Below are 17,043 nucleotides of genomic sequence, written 5' to 3'. Positions count from 1 at the left end.
ATTATGGTCTTTTTTGATTTAAATATTAAGGTTGTGCTTCTACTTTAATAAGCGGTTTAATTTCCGACAACAGGTTAAGGAGTTCCTCTCTACTCTCGGCAACCACATTGATGTGCCCCATCTTTCGCCCAGGTTTTGTTTCGGTTTTACCATAAAGGTGGATGTAGGCATTCGGCAGGGCTAAAACGCGCTCTATACCGTTATAAACCACTCTGCCACTGGCACCAGCTTCGCCCACCAAATTGAGCATTCCTGAATAGCCACAAGCATCTACATTGGCTAAAGGTAAATTTTTCAACACGCGATAAAATTGCTCAAACTGAGAATTGGCATTGCCTTCTTGGCTTTGGTGTCCGCTGTTGTGGAGGCGTGGTGCCGTTTCATTCACCCAAACTTTGCCCGCTTTGTCCAGAAATAATTCTATAGCGAAGAGCCCCGCAGAATCTGCCGCTGCGATGAACTGTGCAGCAATGCGGTCAATTTGTTGCTGTACCTCTGGCGAAATCTGCGCTGGACAGATGTTAAAGTCCAAAAGGTTGAGCCGTGGATCTGCCACCATTTCGGTAACGGGGAAAGTTTTAACCTCGCCATTTTCATTTTTAGCGATGATGATGGAGAGTTCCTTTTCAATATCCACCAAGCTTTCTAATACGGAGGGCACATCCCATAATTTCTTCAAATCGGCTTCTGTTCTGATGACTTGAACGCCCTTGCCATCATAGCCGCCCGTATTCATTTTTTGAACGAAAGGAAGTGGGAAATTTGCTTCGGAAGCGTTGTTAATGATTTGAAAATCAGGTGTTGGAATTTGATGTTCTTGGTAAAATTGTTTTTGCTTGATTTTCTGTTGGATAATTTTAATGATTTTAGCCGAAGGCACCACCTTAACGCCTTGTTGCTCTAAGGTTTCCAAAGCATCAGCGTTGATGTGCTCTATCTCTATGCTCACCAGATCTTTGTCCTTGCCGAAATCAATAACAGTCTGATAATCATTGAAATCACCTTGCGTAAAATGCGAAATGTGTGCGCAAGGACAGTTGGCACTGGGGTCTAAGGTATAGAATTGGTCGTCGTATTTTAAGGCTTCTTGGATGAGCATTCTGCCCAACTGACCGCCGCCTAAAATTCCTATTTTCATTTTTATATTTTAATTAGATTGAACATTTAACCATAATTTTTAAGCCTCGTAAAACTCTATGGGGAGCCCGTCTGGATCTTGGGTGAAGAAGAATTTTTTATCCGTCCACTCATCGGTGCGTATGGGTTCGCAAGGGATTTTTTTAGCGAGGAGCGTTGCCCTTTGCGCCTCAATATCTTCTACCGAAAAGGCAATATGCCTCAGCCCACAAGCTTCTGGATGCGAAGGGCGCTGCGGTGGGTGAGGGAACGAAAATAGTTCCACCACATATTGCCCATTTAAGCCTAAATCCAATTTATAAGATTGGCGTTCCGCTCTGTAAACTTCTCGGATCATATCTAATCCCAAAATTTGAGTATAAAATGCTTTGGACACGCTATAATCAGAGCAAATAATGGCTAAATGGTGCAATTTCATCGGTTGTATTTTTAGAACTCAATTTGGTCTTTCATAATGCCACCAGACTGGGTGTGGGGTTTCAATTCAGTTTCTATAAAGGTTTTAATGCGCTCCGCCGAGGTATCTTCAGGAAATAATAAATGCACATTGGCGCCAGCATCTAAGGTGAAAAATAACGGCAATTGGGTGGTTTTCCTAAAATCCCAAATTTTATTGATGACCTCCAGAGTGCCTGTTTTCATTAGTATAAAAGCGGGTTGGCTCATCATCATCATCGCGTGGAGGGTAAGGGCTTCGTGCTCTACCAATTGGATAAAGCCTGCCATATCACCTGTTTTTAAGATGGTTTTTAGCGGGATAAAATTTTCTCTTGCCTCTTGGAAACGCCTTTCTGCATAAGGATTGGTGTTCATTAGTCCGTGCCCCACAGAGGAAGAGACTGATTTTTGCCCCTCATGGATGAGGAGTACCCAATCATTAAAATGTTTAAAAACCTCGTGAACTTCTTGCGGCGGATAGGGAACGGCGTATTCATCAGAACTGCCTGCCACTTCTGGCGTTTCGCCCCAGACCACCAAGCCATTATAAAGGCTTCTGCAAGCGCTGCCACTGCCCAATCTGGCGAGAAAACTTGCTTTTTTGAGGTTGAAATCTGGCGTGTTTTCGGTTTGAGAAAATGCAGCATCTAATGCCATTAAGCATTTGGCAATTGCCCCAAAGCCAGAGGCAGAACTGGCAATGCCAGAACTGTGTGGAAAGGTGTTTTCGGTTCGGATTTCAAAACTGCCATCTAAAATCCAAGGGAGATAAGGCTGAATATTCTGAAAATAAGTTTTGATTTTTTCGGAAAATAACGGCTCTTCTCGGTCGGAGAGGAAGGTCTTCACAGCAAAAGGCTCGCCTTTGGTAAAAACCATATGGGTAATGGTTTTAGCGTGATTGAGGGTATAACTAATACTGGGATTGGCAGGGATTTGCTGCGCATATTTCCCCCAATATTTAATCAAAGCGATGTTGGAAGGGCAAGTTTCCGTAACTTGGTGCGTATGGCTATGGTAGGTTGAATTTCCTAAAAATAGATGGGACATAAACTAAGTTTTTGTGCAAAAATACGATTTTCAATCTTCTTAATGGGCATACATTTGCTCTATTAAATCGTGGTATTTGGAGAGTACCACATTTCGTTTGATTTTGAGGGTAGGTGTAATCTCTCCAGACTGAATTTCAAATTCTGAAGGTAGAAGTACGAATTTCTTTACTTTTTCAAAACTTGGGAGTTCTTTCTGTATATCTTGCAATAAATCGTGATAAAAATCTTTAATTTTATCTGTAGATAGGATTTCTTTCCAATCAGAAGCTGGGATTTTCATACTACTGATTTTTTCCTTTAAAGCCTCAAAATTAGGAACGATGACCGCTGTGACAAAAGGTTTGCCTTCTGCCACCACCATCGCTTGTTGGATGTAGTTGCTGTTGGTCAAAATGTTTTCAATGGCTTGTGGCGTGATGTATTTTCCGTTGGAAGTCTTCATCAGATCCTTAATTCTATCCGTGATTTTGAGGGCGCCATTTTCTATAATACCAGCATCCCCAGTGCGGAACCAACCATCCTCGGTAAAGGCGTTGGCAGTTTCTTCAGGGAGGTTGTAATAGCCTTTCATCACGCTACTGCCTTTGATTAAAATCTCATTGTTAGCGCCTATTTTGATCTGCGTATTACCGATAGGGACGCCCGCAGTATCGTACTGATAGTGGGTGAGCGGGAAGCAAGTGAGCGTGGCAGTGGTCTCCGTAAGGCCATAGCCCACGGTAATGTGGATGCCCATAGCATCAAAAAACTGCGTGATTTCTGGCGACAAAGAAGCGCCACCACAAGGCATAAACCAAAGTTTTCCGCCCAGTTTTTTCTTCACTTTGTTGAAAACCAACAGTCCCGCGATTTTATTTTTGAGATTTAACAATAAAGGCGCGTTTTTCCCTTGTCGGCGGTGTTCTGCCACTTGTCGCCCAACGCCCAGTGCCCAGTTGAAAATTTTCTGTTTTTTGGGAGTGTCTTTTTGCACCATTTCAGTTAGGGCGCCGTAGATTTTTTGGTAAAACCTTGGCACGGCACACATCATGGTGGGTTGTACCTCTTCTAACGCGTGGGCGATGAGCTTGGTGTTTTCTAAAAAAGACACTTTGGCTCCTTGGCTAAGGCAATAGAGGGTCCAGCTGCGCTCAAAAATGTGGCTCAGCGGTAAAAAAGCCAATGAAGATTCATTTTCAAAATTTTTAAATTTGAAAAAATCGGTGTGGGCTTTAAAGGTATCGGTAAAATTACCGTGGGTAATCATCACGCCTTTGGGCGTTCCAGAGGTGCCCGAGGTGTAGAGAATGGTGGCAATGTCTTCTTTATTTTTGGGGCAGATATTGAGCGTTTCCTCGCCTTTTTTGGTGAGATCTTCTAAGTGGATGCCACCCTCTTCGCCACGCAGTACGATGGATTTTTTAGCCGCTACGATGTATTTCAGTTGTGGCAATTCTTTTTTGATTTTAGTGCAAATATCGTATTGCTCTTGGTTGCCGACTAAAATAGCCTCTGCACCAGAATTTTCTATGCAATATAACGCTTGCTGGTAGCCGTTGGTACTGTAAATAGGCACGGTAATGCCGCCTAAAGCCAATACTGCCAAGTCAAAAATAATCCACTCGGCAGAATTATCGGCATAAATTGCCACTTTGGCGTTTTCTGCGATGCCTAAATTTTTGAGGCTGTTGGCGGTTTTAAATATAGTTCTGCGGAGCATAGACCAGCTGATGCTTTTCCATTCATCGTATTTCTTGAAGCCGATGGCAGGTTTAGAAAGGTAGCGGTCTGCATTGGTATTGATCAATTCAGCTAAATTCATAGGGGTATTTCGTTTAAAAAAAACGCCTAAAAATAAGACTTTTTTGTGAAATAAATGCGAATTGCCTCCAAAAAATGATTTAAAATTGGATTTTTTGGGTGATAGATATTCCAACTTTCTGATAACCAATTGTGATGAACAGAACGAAAAAGGGGATTTTTGATTTTAATTTTTTGTTGAATATAGCTTTATTTATTGATGAAATGATAAAGGGAAAAGTTGATTTTAATACAACAAAAAAAGCCATCTTATATTTAAGATAGCTCGTTTTTTAAAGTTAAGAAGCGAAAAATTAGGCTAATCTTACATTAACCGCATTGATGCCTTTTTTGCCTTGTTCAGTTTCATAAACCACTTCGTCGTTTTCACGGATTTTGGTTTTTAAACCTGTCGTGTGTACGAAAACATCAGCACTACCATCGTTAGGTGTGATAAATCCGAAGCCTTTAGTTTCGTTGAAGAATTTTACTGTTCCTTGTTTCATTGTAATTGAATTTAAAAATTGATATTTATTTGATTTTGATTACATTAGTAGCGATGTAGCCTTTCGGTCCGCGTTCCTTTTCAAAAGAAACTTTATCGCCTTTTTTTAGAGCCTCTTGGGTTTGGTTGATATGCACAAAAATGCTCTCTTGGCTGCGGTGGTCGTTAATGAAGCCGTAGCCTTTTTCTTCGTTATAATAAGAGATGGTGCCTTTGTTCTGCGTGTCATCTCGGTCTTGTGGCGCTGCGCCCAGTTGAATTTCGTCTAAACTGATTTCAATTTTGTCTGCCGCAGTGGGTTTAATGTGGGTAAGTTGTCCGTTAGCATCTACATAGAGGAACATATCTTCCAAGTTTATTATTGTTATTTTTGCGTTCTTCTCTGCGGAGGGCTTTTTCTTTGAGTTTCTGCGCTTTTTTCTTGTTGTTTTCTTTCTTATTGTAGGTGTCTGCCATATATTATAATTAGTTGTTGGTCGGTATTTTTTTATGAATTGTTAAAAATTTAAACTTTTAATAGGGAATATTCAGTAGAATAGTATAAAAAAGTGTTTTTAAAATTCATATGATGCCATTTTAGACTGTAGGTTTTCAATTTGAAAACTCAAACGGGCAACTGGAAACACAAAAACTGAAAGGGAGTAAAAAAGAAGTGTATTCTAAAAAACTTTCTATTCAGAAAGCGGCGAAAAGATGCCTTTGTCATTAAATTATGCTGCAAATATACGCCTAATTTTTTATAAACCTAATTATTTTGAGTTTATTTTTTTAATAGATTTTAATGAAGTTCAATTTTATTTGTTAAGATATTTAAAATAAGAATACTATAAATTCGTTTTATCAATAGAGATGATGGGGTATAAAAACGAAAAACAATCCATATGTTGCTCATTTATAATTGGATATATATTATGAAAGCCTTGTTTTTTAGCGTAAAATATGAGCATCATTTCTTGAATAAATTTAGACTTTAAAGTATGATTTTACACGGTATAAGTTATTTTTTGCCGATAAATGTTACGGAGATGTGATAAATTATTTATCTTTGCACGACATGGAATTCACAGCGTCACAAATAGCAGGTTTCATTAACGGAAAAATCATCGGAAATCCAGATGCCGTTATTACCGGAGTATCGCCCATAGAGAGCGGTCAGCATGGAGATTTATCATTTGTAGCACAAGAAAAATTTTCTGATTATATAGAGCAAACGCCTTGCTCGGTGCTCATTGTTTCTGAAAAATTATTAACCAAAACGGAATATAAGCCCACCATCATTGCTGTGGAAGATGCTTATTTGTCTTTCCAAATTCTAATGAACCTCTATAAGGAGATGGTTCAAGAGAAGAAAACAGGCGTAGAGGCTGGGGCAGTGGTTCACGATACCGCAAGTTTAGGCGAAGATGTTTTCGTTGGGGCGTGTTCCTACATTGCTGAAAAGTCTAAAATAGGTAAAGGCACGCAGATAGCGCCGCAGGTTTATATCGGAAAAAGAGTGAAAATAGGCGAGCATTGCCAGATTGATAGCGGGGTTAAAATCTATGATGGTTGCGTGATTGGCGACCGTTGTGTGATCCACGCTAATACTGTGGTGGGCGGCGATGGATTCGGTTTCCAGCCGACTGCAGAGGGCTTTAAAAAAATCCCACAGTTGGGTAATGTGATTATAGAAAACGATGTAGAAATAGGCTCTAACTGCAGTATTGATAGGGCAACCATTGGCTCTACCATCATCGGTGAGGGCACTAAAATAGATAATCTGATCCAAATTGCTCATAATGTGAAAATTGGGCGCCATAATGTGATTGCGGCTCAGGCAGGCATCGCAGGTTCTACCATCATTGGAGATTGGAACCAAATTGGCGGTCAGGTGGGCATTGTAGGGCATATTCAAATTGGTAATCATGTGAAAATTCAAGCCCAAAGCGGTGTGAATACCAAGGTGGCAGATGGCGAGATTTTATACGGCTCTCCAGCCATCTCGGCAAACGATTTCCGTAGAAATTATGTTCATTTTAGAAATTTCGGAAAGATTGTAGATAAAATCAATCAATTAGATAAAAACTCAAAAGAATATACTAATGAGTGATAAGCAAAAAACTTTAAAAGAAGCGGTATCCATTTCTGGTATTGGGCTTCACACAGGAAAGGAGGTTAATTTAACCATTAAACCAGCCAAAGAAAATACAGGGTTTGTTTTTGTAAGAACAGATTTAGAAGGACACCCCCAAGTGGAAGCCGATGTTAATTATGTTACCACCACAGAACGAGGTACCACTTTAGAAAAATTAGGCGTTAAGATCCATACCACGGAGCACCTTTTGGCGGCTTTAGTAGGCTTGGATATTGATAATGCTATTTTGGAAATGGACAACGCAGAACCGCCTATTTTAGATGGTTCTTCTAAGTTCTTTGTAGAAGCGATAGAAAAAGTTGGCATAGAAGAACAAGACCAACCGAGAGAATATTTAGTGGTTAAAGAAGTGATGAGTTACACGGATCCCAATACGGGTTCGGAGCTGACCATTATCCCTTCCGACAATTATGAAATCACCACAATGGTGGATTTCGGAACCAAGGTTTTAGGCACGCAGAATGCCACGCTCAAAGATATTTCTGAGTTTAAAAATGAATTTGCCAGTGCCAGAACTTTCAGTTTCCTCCACGAGATAGAAATGCTTTTGGGCCACGGTTTAATCAAGGGTGGTGATATCAGCAACGCTATTGTTTATGTGGATAAAGAGCTCACGCCAGAGACTACAGAAAAACTCAAAAAAGTTTTCGGTAAAGAGGAAATCTCTATTCGCCCGAATGGTATTTTAGACAATTTGACTTTAAATTATCCTAACGAAGCGGCACGGCATAAACTTTTAGATGTCATTGGCGACCTAGCGTTGGTTGGAGTTAAAATAAAAGGTAAAGTAATAGCCAATAAACCAGGGCATTATGTAAATACGCAATTCGCAAAAAAACTCAACCGCCAGTGGAAACTTCATAAGAAAAAAAATGTTCCAGACTTTGATTTAACGAAGGAACCAGTTTATGATATCAACGGTATTATGAGTTTGTTGCCACATCGTCCGCCTTTCTTATTGATAGATAAGGTGTTAGAACTTTCGGATACACATGTGGTAGGGCTTAAAAATGTATCGATGAACGAGCCTTTCTTTGTGGGGCATTTCCCTAAAGAACCCGTGATGCCAGGTGTATTACAGATAGAAGCTATGGCGCAAACAGGCGGAATTTTGGTGTTAGCCAATGTGCAAGATCCAGAAAATTATTCTACTTATTTCGTGAAGATCGACAAAGTGAAATTCAAGAAAAAAGTAGTACCAGGGGATACCTTAATATTCAAAATAGAATTGATAGAGCCTATCAGAAGAGGGATTGTCCATATGCAAGGCTATGGTTATGTGGGAGATAGCGTAGTGGTAGAGGCAGAGCTGATGGCTCAAGTAGCGAAAACTAAAAACTAATTTTTAAAAGCATGATTCATCAGTTAGCAGCCGTAGATAGACGCGCCAAAATAGGCAAAAATGTAACCATAGAACCCTTTACCACCATCGCGGCAGATGTGGAAATCGGCGAAGGTACTTGGATAGGACCTAATGTCACCATTATGAATGGCGCTCGTATTGGCAAAAATTGCAAGATATTCCCAGGAACGGTTATTGCAGCGGTGCCTCAGGATTTAAAATTTGAAGGCGAAGATTCGCAGGTGATTATCGGTGATGAGACCACAATTAGAGAGTGTGTTACCATCAATAGAGGGACTAAAGCCTTGGGTTACACTAAGATAGGAAGCCATTGTTTGATTATGGCGACCGCCCACATCGCCCACGATTGTGTGTTGGGCAACCATGTGATTATTGTGAACGGCTGCGGTATTGCAGGGCATGTAGAAATCGGGGATTATACCGTAATGGGCGGGCTTTCTGCCGTGCATCAGTTTGTGAAAATTGGGCAACATGTAATGATTTCTGGAGGAACTTTGGTTCGAAAAGACATTCCACCTTATATTAAAGTTGCCCGCGAGCCTATGAGTTATGCTGGCATCAATTCCGTGGGATTGCGAAGACGCGGTTTCTCTAATGATAAAATTTTTGAAATTCAGAAGATATACAGAGCGATATTTCAGATGAAAATGAATGTTTCCCAAGCGGTTTCTTTCATCGAGAAGGAAATGCTACCGACTGCGGAACGCGATGAAATATTGCAGTTTATTCAAAATTCGCCGCGTGGTATTGTAAAAGGTTATGGAACGGGAAAAGAATAATTTTTTAGTAATCATATTGTTTAATTTAAAAATATTACAAAGAGTGATATATCGTTAAGCTCTGCAAAATATTAGAAAACAGATTTATTCAATCCATATAAAGCATTATATATGAAAGAAGGAAAAGGCATAAAACTTCAACATAAAGCGATTATGAAAGCTGATGTTAATGATGTTATAGGAGGAGTTATAACAGGTGCAATTTTAGGAGCTTCATTCTCATCTGCAGGAGAGGGATTATGGCAATCTATAGGATGGTGAGATTTTTTTTCAGATTTTTTATAATATATTTAATTGTATCAATAAGTTCCTCCTATTTATTTGACGATGAAATAAATATTGTGAAAATTCTCGTTAAAAGTTTTGTTTTAGCATTAGTTTTTTCAGGTTTAAAATATATAATTAATAAAAATAATAAATAATAACAATGGCAACAACAGCTGATATTAGAAAAGGTCTTTGCATCAATTATAGCAACGACATTTACAAAGTAATTGAATTTTTACATGTAAAACCAGGTAAAGGTCCTGCGTTTGTGAGAACCAAACTAAAATCTGTAACCAACGGAAAAGTGATAGACAACACCTTTTCTGCGGGACACAAAATAGATGAAGTGAAGGTGATTACCCGTAAATTTCAGTATCTTTATGACGATGATAACGGTTTCCATTTTATGAATAATGATGATTTCTCTCAAATCTACATCAATAAAGAAATGATTGAAAATGCCCAATTTATGAAGGCAGGAGAGGAAGTGACCATCATTATGAAAGAAGAAGATGAAACGCCACTTTCCGCTGAAATTCCACCAACGGTTTATTTAGAGGTAGTGGAGGCAGATCCAGGTGTAAAGGGAAATACCGCGACCAATGCGCTTAAAAACGCCATCGTAGAAACAGGTGCGAGAGTTATGGTGCCGCTATTTATAGAACCTGGCGACAAAATTAAAGTCAATACTGAAGACGGTAGTTACTTAGAAAGAGTCAAGTAAACGGATAAAGGTTCAGAGAATTGATGTTTTTCTGAGCCTTTTCCTATTTTTAAAACTGTTAGAATGAATTTTCCGCAACCACAGACTTTAAAAAGTATAGCGCAGATTATTGAAGCTCAGTATATTGGCAATGATGATTTCCCTGTATTGGGAACCAATGAAATCCATATGGTACGCCCTGGAGATTTGGTTTTTGTTAATCATCCTAAGTATTATGAAAAGGCGCTCAACTCTGCGGCTACCGTGATTTTGATAGACCAAAAGGTGGACTGTCCAGAGGGCAAAGCTCTCATCATCTCCGATGATCCATTTCGTGATTTTAATAAAATTAACACCTATTTTATCAAAAATCAGCAATTTAAAACGCCAGAAACCGAAGTCCAAATCGGTGAAAACACCTTTATTCATCCCTCGGTAGTTTTAGGAAATCAAGTCAAAATCGGTAAAAACTGCCATATTTTTCCCAATGTGGTTATTGGCGACCGCACGACCATCGGCGATGGCGTGATTATCCAATCCAATACGGTATTAGGCGGTGATGCCTTCTATTATCGTAAGCACAACGGCCATTTTGACCGATTGATTTCGGTGGGAGATGTGATCATAGAAAACCATGTGGAAATAGGCAACGGCTGTACCATAGACCGAGGTGTAACGGCATCTACCATTATTGGTGAGGGGAGTATTTTGGATAATCAAATTCAAATTGGGCATGATACTGTGGTGGGTAAAAAGTGCTTAATCGCCTCCCATACGGGGATTGCAGGTTGTTGCATTATTGAAGATGAAGTGACCATTTGGGGGCAAGTGGGGATTGCTTCAGGCATTACCATAGAAAAAGGTACTGTGCTTTTGGCAAAAACAGGCGTAAATAGAAATTTGAAAAAAGGCACCTATTTTGGTCCTATTGCAGAAGAATTTAGAGAATATTTAAGGAAAGAAGTACGCTTGAAGCATTTAAAATAGAAAATTATTTTTTCATCTCTTTAAAAATTCTTAAATTTACCGAAAAATATTGGGCTACGGAATAGAGCGCTCATAGAAATTGAAAGTAAAATTTAAGTTACTGTATATAAGTGGCTTATAGATATTAGAAATAAAAAATTAAATAAAAAAATAAGATGTCAGTATTAGTTAACAAAGATTCTAAAGTAATCGTTCAAGGGTTTACAGGTAATGAAGGAACCTTCCACGCAGGTCAAATGATAGACTATGGTACCAATGTAGTAGGTGGCGTAACACCAGGAAAAGGAGGGACAGAGCATTTAGGAAAACCCGTATTTAATTCTGTAGCAGAGGCTGTAGAAAAAGCAGGTGCTAATGTGAGTATTATATTCGTACCGCCAGCATTTGCAGCAGATGCTATTATGGAAGCTGCAGATGCAGGAATCAAAGTTATTGTTTGTATTACAGAAGGTATTCCTGTTGCTGATATGACCAAGGTTAAAGAATATATTGCAGATAGAGATTGCCGTTTAATCGGTCCTAACTGCCCAGGTATTATCACTTCTGATGAAGCTAAAATCGGGATTATGCCAGGTTTCGTTTTCAAAAAAGGTAAAGTGGGGATCGTTTCAAAGTCTGGAACGCTAACTTACGAAGCTGCAGACCAAGTGGTGAGAGCAGGTTACGGTATTTCTACGGCTATCGGTATCGGTGGAGACCCAATTATTGGAACAACGACTAAAGAGGCGTTAGAAATGTTCATCAACGACCCAGAAACTGAGGCTGTAGTGATGATTGGAGAGATAGGTGGTAACTTAGAGGCAGAAGCAGCTAAATGGTATAAAGCCAGCGGCTCTACTAAGCCAGTGGTAGGTTTTATCGCAGGTCAAACAGCACCAAAAGGAAGAACTATGGGGCATGCTGGAGCCATTGTAGGCGGCGCTGAAGATACAGCACAAGCCAAAATGGCAATTATGAGAGAAAACGGCATCCATGTGGTGGATTCTCCTGCAGATATAGGTAAAACTGTAGCTAAGGTATTAGCATAATTTCCAAACAATTAAAAAATAAATAATAAAACCTTAATGGTAGTTTTATCATTAAGGTTTTTATACTTAAAAATACAATATTATGAAAAAATTAGCTTTAGCCAGTGCATTGTTGCTAACATCGTTATCTTTTGCACAAATTAACATTCAGTTTGAAAATACCCGTTTCGGGATTAGCGCAGGAGGAAATTACTCTGGCGTTAGAAATGCCCACAACCCATCAGGAAAGCGTATAGGCTTTCAGGCAGGGATTTTAGCATCTATTCCAGCAGATAATGATGATCAATTTTACATCCAACCTGAAGTTCAATATTACCAAGCGGGAGAAACAGGGCATAATTCTCAATACGGAAAAAAAGGAAGTATTTATTACAATAATTACATTTCTGTACCGCTCTATATTAAAGGATATTTTTCGGAAGCTGAAACAGAATTTTTCGGAATGTTAGGTCCGAGATTTAACTTCTTGATTAGCCAAAAAGTAGAGGAGGCAAGTCGCCTAGCTTATACCATAGAAGGCGATCCAAGATATCCTAATATCAACGGTAAAGCCAATAGCTTTAATTTTGGTATAGGCGCTGGAGTGGGCTTTAGTTACAAACGCCAATGGGAAATCGCCTTGAAGTATGATTTAGGTCTTTCAAATACCTATCCTAATATGGTGGAAAACTATACTGACGATCCTAATACTTTAAAGAAAAAATCTGAGCAAGTCATCAGTGTAACTTTGAATTATATCTTTGATTAAGGCTTAATTTACTTTATAGAATATTAAAAAATCCTTCTAAAATATTTTAGAAGGATTTTTTTGTAAACTAATCCTTGTTTTATTTAAAACTTCCAACCTGCGGTTAAGAAGAAATTATTTTGTTTGTTTTTAATTTTGGTTTGAGAATAATCGTTGGAGAATAAGGAGATTTCGCTGCCGTTACTCGTGGAGAAATAATTGCCACCACCATAGAAATGATTATAATCTGAACTGATATTTTGGTAAGCCGCATCTATATAAAACGACTTGAAATCATAACCCAAACCTAAGCCCAAAGTATGTCTTTTGCCTAAGAAATCCTCTTGGCTAAAAGCGCTACTTGCAAAGCCATAACCGCCTCTTAATCTAAAACCTGCATATCTATATTCCGCGCCAATTCTTAAATCCGAGATGTTTTTATAATTCTCATCTAAGAAATTGTTGAGTTCAGTTTCTGCATCACCTTGCACTTTATATTTAGGTTTAGAAAGCCCCAAAGTATAGTCAATATTGAAAGCAAAATTTTTGTTCGGTACAAAAGCGCCACTGAGGGTCATTTTGGCAGGCGTAGTCAAGCTGCGGTCTTCGGTGTAGTTTTCGGCAACAAAACCATTATTATCTTGCCATTGGCTATCAGGGATCACTTGTCCATCTTTGGTAAAGAGTTGCCCCGTAAACACACGGTTGATTTTCCACCAAGTTGGCGTTTCCAAAGCAGCACCTAATCGGATTTGAGGCGATACTTTAGCAATCACCCCAGCCGAAATGGAGAGCCCAGAGCTTTCTTCTGCAAATGGCGTAAACCTTTGGTTAAAATCATACCAATGATTGGGGTCAAGATCTAATGCAAATCGTTGGGTATCATACTGTTCTATATTTGCGCTGGAGAAATTGATGCTTCCCCCTACATAAATTCGGTTATCGTAGTTACCACCCACACCGATGTTCATTTTAGAAACATAACCTGTTCTATCAAACGCGTGTGCCTCATTGGTAAAGTTGCCTATCACTTTTTGATTTTGGCTATTAAGAAGCTCTCGGCTGATGACAGCACCACTCTTCGGAGATTGGATATAATCTTCTATATCCTGATTGGTATAATTAACGCCAATATTGACAAACTTCCACTTAGAGCTCTCATTGAACATAAAAGTCGCGATACCACCCGCCTGACCAAAACTGGTTTTGTTGGTTGATTTTTCAAGGGAAGCACCACCGATAGAGGAGGTATTGCTATTTTTTACCATATTGAGCGTAGCACCGATGCTCCCAGTAATGGCAACACCTAAACCTGCAGGGTTGGTATTGATGGAAGAAATATCTCCACCCAAAGCACCGATAGAACCTGCCATAGCAGTATATTTAGCGGTACCAAACTGCGTACTGTTAGAGTAAACCTCCGCTGTATTTTTAATAGTTGAAGCATCTTGAGCACTAAGATAAAGCGCTGCAGGAAGCAAACAAAGGCTTATTATTTTTCTTTTCATTGTTTTATTGCTTTATAAATTATCTGAAACCACCTGATCTAAAACCACCGCTTGAGCGTGTAGAACTACTACTGCCAGAACGGAAGCCACCGCTGTTAGAAGAGTTACCCCAATTGGAGTTATTAGAAGATGGAGTTCTATAAGTATTGTTGTTATTCGTTCTTGGTGTGTTATAAGAATCGGTGCGGCTTGGCGCATTTCTGAACCCGCCAGAAGAAGCTACATTAGGGTTACTTTGATAGTTTCTATTGTTGTAGATGTTGTTGCCGTTAGACCTAACGCCGTTTCTAAACGGATTAGAATAGCGCCCTTGTCCATTATTGTATTGAGGGTTGGTAGCGCCACTTCTTCTGTAATTATATCTTGGCACCACCACATAGCCACCGCCATAGTATGGATAGCCGTAGCCGCCATAATAGCCGCCCCAATAAGGATTCCAGCCGTAATAACCCCAATCCCAATACGGATTATAGAACGGCGTGTACCATCTATTCCAGCCGTAACCATAAGGATAATAGCCCCAGTTCATACTAAAATAAGAATTCCAGCCATAGCCAGCACCCCAGCCAAAGCCGATATTCCAACCTGAACCCCAATATGGATTATAACCAAAACGGCTACCATAGTAAGGCGTGTTCCAGCCATTGTAATATTGCTCAGAACCTGCGTAATAGCCCCAATCCGATTCAGATACTGGGTGAGAGTTCCACTGGTTATATTTGTTGTGCTGAGATTTCTCTAATACCTTAGAATGCTCCACCACGCTGTAATTATTATTATAGTTATAATTTTCATCAACATGGTTGCCATCACTCATCACGATGCCCTCAGGGATCGTGTCTTGGTTAGGGTTATAGTAAACGCCATCGGTCTCTGTATAACCTCCCATCTGGGCGCCACAAGAAGAGAGTAAGAAACTTACAGAAGTAAGCATCAAAGCTCTGTATGCCCAATTTTTTTTAAGATTAAATGATATTTTTTTCATAATTTTATGAAGGTTTTATTTATCTTTGTGCCTTACCTTTCGGATATCCAAAATTATACCAAATTTATAAAACTACCAAATCTAATTTAAAGGATAATAAAGAAAGGACAACCAACTTCTATATTTAGATTAAAAAATAAGACAAAAGTTAAAATATTATGGCAAAATTAACATCAAGAGCAGAGGATTATAGCAAGTGGTACAATGAGTTAGTGGTAAAAGCAGACCTTGCCGAAAACTCTGGCGTGCGCGGGTGTATGGTCATCAAACCTTACGGCTACGCCATTTGGGAAAAAATGAGAGATGAGCTGGACAAAAAGTTCAAAGAAACTGGGCATGAGAATGCTTATTTCCCCATTTTTGTACCCAAAAGTTTATTTGAGGCAGAGGAAAAAAACGCCGAAGGCTTTGCAAAAGAATGCGCCGTGGTAACCCATTACCGCCTTAAAACAGACCCCGACAATCCTCAGAAATTGATGGTAGATCCGGAAGCCAAGTTGGAGGAAGAGCTCATCGTGAGACCCACTTCGGAGGCCATTATATGGAACACTTACAAAAATTGGATTCAGTCGTATAGAGATTTACCGATTTTAATTAACCAATGGGCAAATGTGGTGCGCTGGGAGATGAGAACACGCTTATTCTTAAGAACTGCGGAATTCCTTTGGCAAGAAGGACACACTGCCCACGCCACAAGAACAGAAGCCGTGGAGGAAACCGAAAGAATGCTGGAAATCTATGCCAATTTCGTGGAAAATTTTATGGCAGTTCCAGTGGTGCGAGGGCTCAAAACACCAAGCGAAAGGTTTGCAGGCGCTGAGGAAACCTACTGTATAGAAGCTTTAATGCAAGATGGCAAGGCGCTACAAGCGGGAACTTCACACTTTTTAGGTCAAAATTTTGCCGAAGCTTTTGATGTTAAATTTACCAATAAAGAAGGTAAAATAGAATACGCATGGGCGACTTCTTGGGGCGTTTCCACGAGGTTGATGGGCGCGCTAATTATGTCGCATTCCGATGATAATGGCTTGGTGTTGCCGCCTACATTGGCGCCTATCCAGGTGGTGATTGTGCCTATTTTTAAAGGCGAAGAACAGTTGCAGAAAATCGACCAAGTGGCGTATGAACTTCAAGACAAACTCAAGGCATTGGGCATTTCCGTAAAATATGACAACCGAGACACGCACAAACCAGGTTGGAAATTCGCCGAGTATGAACTCAAAGGTGTGCCGGTAAGAATAGCGATGGGCGCCAGAGATTTGGAAAACAATACTGTAGAAATTGCAAGGCGAGACACGCTAACCAAAGAAACTCAAAGTTTAGATGGCGTAGAAGTCTATATCAAGAATTTATTAGACCAAATACAGAAAGATATTTATCAAAAAGCCTTAGATTTTAGACAAAATAACATTACTAAAGTAGATTCTTACGAAGAATTTAAAGAAGTTTTAGAGACCAAAGGCGGCTTTATTTTAGCCCATTGGGACGGCACGGAGGAAGAAGAGCAGCAAATTAAAGAAGAAACCAAAGCCACCATCCGCTGTATTCCTTTGGAAGGCGAAAAAGAGGCTGGCGTTTCTATGATTTCAGGGAAGCCTTCTCAGCAACGGGTTTTATTCGCTAAGGCATATTAAAAAAGGAAATTAACGAA

Annotated in this window: 16 protein-coding genes and 1 pseudogene; 9 read left to right on the top strand and 8 right to left on the bottom strand. The window is 39.6% G+C overall.

The features are described from left to right. Positions 1 to 25 precede the first annotated feature (25 nt). From NYR17_RS06850 to NYR17_RS06825, 6 genes and pseudogenes are all read right to left on the bottom strand, one after another. The gene (locus NYR17_RS06850; protein WP_302504979.1) at positions 26 to 1,138 is read right to left on the bottom strand and encodes a 5-(carboxyamino)imidazole ribonucleotide synthase; all 1,113 of its coding nucleotides are present in this window, start codon (positions 1,136 to 1,138) and stop codon (positions 26 to 28) included. A gap of 39 nt (positions 1,139 to 1,177) precedes the next feature. After that, a complete protein-coding gene (gloA2, locus tag NYR17_RS06845) occupies positions 1,178 to 1,555 on the bottom strand; it encodes an SMU1112c/YaeR family gloxylase I-like metalloprotein (protein WP_302504978.1) in 378 nt (125 codons plus the stop codon). Between the two features lie 11 nt (positions 1,556 to 1,566). Next, the gene (locus NYR17_RS06840; protein ID WP_302504977.1) at positions 1,567 to 2,625 is read right to left on the bottom strand and encodes a diphosphomevalonate/mevalonate 3,5-bisphosphate decarboxylase family protein; all 1,059 of its coding nucleotides are present in this window, start codon (positions 2,623 to 2,625) and stop codon (positions 1,567 to 1,569) included. Between the two features lie 39 nt (positions 2,626 to 2,664). Continuing rightward, complete coding sequence (locus tag NYR17_RS06835; protein WP_302504976.1) at positions 2,665 to 4,428, bottom strand: AMP-dependent synthetase/ligase; 1,764 nt, start codon at positions 4,426 to 4,428, stop codon at positions 2,665 to 2,667. A gap of 292 nt (positions 4,429 to 4,720) precedes the next feature. Then, positions 4,721 to 4,912 carry a cold-shock protein gene (locus tag NYR17_RS06830; RefSeq protein ID WP_302504975.1) on the bottom strand — a complete coding sequence of 64 codons (192 nt, stop codon included), beginning with the start codon at positions 4,910 to 4,912 and terminating at the stop codon, positions 4,721 to 4,723. A gap of 25 nt (positions 4,913 to 4,937) precedes the next feature. Beyond that, positions 4,938 to 5,367, bottom strand: a pseudogene (locus NYR17_RS06825) (cold-shock protein). A gap of 598 nt (positions 5,368 to 5,965) precedes the next feature. On the opposite strand from NYR17_RS06825, the gene lpxD reads away from it, so the two are divergent. The 8 genes from lpxD to NYR17_RS06785 all read left to right on the top strand — a co-directional run bounded on the left by lpxD (position 5,966) and on the right by NYR17_RS06785 (position 12,920). Further along, positions 5,966 to 7,000: a UDP-3-O-(3-hydroxymyristoyl)glucosamine N-acyltransferase gene (lpxD, locus tag NYR17_RS06820; protein WP_302507031.1), complete on the top strand. Its 1,035-nt coding sequence runs from the start codon at positions 5,966 to 5,968 to the stop codon at positions 6,998 to 7,000. After that, positions 6,993 to 8,387 (top strand): bifunctional UDP-3-O-[3-hydroxymyristoyl] N-acetylglucosamine deacetylase/3-hydroxyacyl-ACP dehydratase, encoded by a 1,395-nt coding sequence (locus tag NYR17_RS06815; RefSeq protein ID WP_302504974.1) that lies wholly within the window; start codon positions 6,993 to 6,995, stop codon positions 8,385 to 8,387. Before lpxD ends, NYR17_RS06815 begins: the two co-directional genes overlap by 8 nt. An 11-nt stretch (positions 8,388 to 8,398) precedes the next feature. Beyond that, complete coding sequence (lpxA, locus tag NYR17_RS06810) at positions 8,399 to 9,187, top strand: acyl-ACP--UDP-N-acetylglucosamine O-acyltransferase (RefSeq protein WP_302504973.1); 789 nt, start codon at positions 8,399 to 8,401, stop codon at positions 9,185 to 9,187. Positions 9,188 to 9,298: 111 nt separating this feature from the next. After that, positions 9,299 to 9,448, top strand: a complete 150-nt coding sequence (locus NYR17_RS06805; protein WP_302504972.1) for a hypothetical protein — start codon at positions 9,299 to 9,301, stop codon at positions 9,446 to 9,448. A 166-nt stretch (positions 9,449 to 9,614) separates the two neighbouring features. Further along, positions 9,615 to 10,178 (top strand): elongation factor P, encoded by a 564-nt coding sequence (gene efp, locus NYR17_RS06800; RefSeq protein WP_302504971.1) that lies wholly within the window; start codon positions 9,615 to 9,617, stop codon positions 10,176 to 10,178. A 63-nt stretch (positions 10,179 to 10,241) separates the two neighbouring features. After that, positions 10,242 to 11,144 carry an LpxD N-terminal domain-containing protein gene (locus NYR17_RS06795; protein WP_302504970.1) on the top strand — a complete coding sequence of 301 codons (903 nt, stop codon included), beginning with the start codon at positions 10,242 to 10,244 and terminating at the stop codon, positions 11,142 to 11,144. 155 nt (positions 11,145 to 11,299) lie between these two features. After that, positions 11,300 to 12,172: a succinate--CoA ligase subunit alpha gene (gene sucD / locus NYR17_RS06790; RefSeq protein WP_302504969.1), complete on the top strand. Its 873-nt coding sequence runs from the start codon at positions 11,300 to 11,302 to the stop codon at positions 12,170 to 12,172. A gap of 82 nt (positions 12,173 to 12,254) precedes the next feature. Next, on the top strand, positions 12,255 to 12,920 hold the full coding sequence (locus NYR17_RS06785; protein WP_302504968.1) for a porin family protein: 666 nt from the start codon (positions 12,255 to 12,257) through the stop codon (positions 12,918 to 12,920). 83 nt (positions 12,921 to 13,003) lie between these two features. Here NYR17_RS06785 and NYR17_RS06780 read toward each other — a convergent pair whose 3' ends face one another. Both NYR17_RS06780 and NYR17_RS06775 read right to left on the bottom strand, forming a co-directional pair. Beyond that, positions 13,004 to 14,407: an OmpP1/FadL family transporter gene (locus NYR17_RS06780; protein ID WP_302504967.1), complete on the bottom strand. Its 1,404-nt coding sequence runs from the start codon at positions 14,405 to 14,407 to the stop codon at positions 13,004 to 13,006. A gap of 19 nt (positions 14,408 to 14,426) precedes the next feature. After that, complete coding sequence (locus tag NYR17_RS06775) at positions 14,427 to 15,392, bottom strand: Vitellogenin II precursor (RefSeq protein WP_302504966.1); 966 nt, start codon at positions 15,390 to 15,392, stop codon at positions 14,427 to 14,429. 158 nt (positions 15,393 to 15,550) lie between these two features. Here NYR17_RS06775 and proS point away from each other — a divergent pair, with 158 nt between their 5' ends. Then, positions 15,551 to 17,026, top strand: a complete 1,476-nt coding sequence (gene proS, locus NYR17_RS06770; protein ID WP_302504965.1) for a proline--tRNA ligase — start codon at positions 15,551 to 15,553, stop codon at positions 17,024 to 17,026. Positions 17,027 to 17,043 lie beyond the last annotated feature (17 nt).

Origin of the sequence: Riemerella columbina (assembly GCF_030517065.1) — a bacterium.
Classification (GTDB): Bacteria; Bacteroidota; Bacteroidia; order Flavobacteriales; family Weeksellaceae; genus Riemerella; species Riemerella columbina_A.
The sequence above is the reverse complement of the archived record's forward strand: the minus strand, read 5'-3'. Positions and strand labels throughout refer to the sequence as shown.

Coding starts and splice junctions, on each gene's coding strand:
- NYR17_RS06850 (WP_302504979.1), bottom strand. CDS start 1,138: ATGAAAATAGGAATTTTAGGCGGCGGTCAGTTGGGCAGAATGCTCATC.
- gloA2 (WP_302504978.1), bottom strand. CDS start 1,555: ATGAAATTGCACCATTTAGCCATTATTTGCTCTGATTATAGCGTGTCC.
- NYR17_RS06840 (WP_302504977.1), bottom strand. CDS start 2,625: ATGTCCCATCTATTTTTAGGAAATTCAACCTACCATAGCCATACGCAC.
- NYR17_RS06835 (WP_302504976.1), bottom strand. CDS start 4,428: ATGAATTTAGCTGAATTGATCAATACCAATGCAGACCGCTACCTTTCT.
- NYR17_RS06830 (WP_302504975.1), bottom strand. CDS start 4,912: ATGAAACAAGGAACAGTAAAATTCTTCAACGAAACTAAAGGCTTCGGA.
- lpxD (WP_302507031.1), top strand. CDS start 5,966: ATGGAATTCACAGCGTCACAAATAGCAGGTTTCATTAACGGAAAAATC.
- NYR17_RS06815 (WP_302504974.1), top strand. CDS start 6,993: ATGAGTGATAAGCAAAAAACTTTAAAAGAAGCGGTATCCATTTCTGGT.
- lpxA (WP_302504973.1), top strand. CDS start 8,399: ATGATTCATCAGTTAGCAGCCGTAGATAGACGCGCCAAAATAGGCAAA.
- NYR17_RS06805 (WP_302504972.1), top strand. CDS start 9,299: ATGAAAGAAGGAAAAGGCATAAAACTTCAACATAAAGCGATTATGAAA.
- efp (WP_302504971.1), top strand. CDS start 9,615: ATGGCAACAACAGCTGATATTAGAAAAGGTCTTTGCATCAATTATAGC.
- NYR17_RS06795 (WP_302504970.1), top strand. CDS start 10,242: ATGAATTTTCCGCAACCACAGACTTTAAAAAGTATAGCGCAGATTATT.
- sucD (WP_302504969.1), top strand. CDS start 11,300: ATGTCAGTATTAGTTAACAAAGATTCTAAAGTAATCGTTCAAGGGTTT.
- NYR17_RS06785 (WP_302504968.1), top strand. CDS start 12,255: ATGAAAAAATTAGCTTTAGCCAGTGCATTGTTGCTAACATCGTTATCT.
- NYR17_RS06780 (WP_302504967.1), bottom strand. CDS start 14,407: ATGAAAAGAAAAATAATAAGCCTTTGTTTGCTTCCTGCAGCGCTTTAT.
- NYR17_RS06775 (WP_302504966.1), bottom strand. CDS start 15,392: ATGAAAAAAATATCATTTAATCTTAAAAAAAATTGGGCATACAGAGCT.
- proS (WP_302504965.1), top strand. CDS start 15,551: ATGGCAAAATTAACATCAAGAGCAGAGGATTATAGCAAGTGGTACAAT.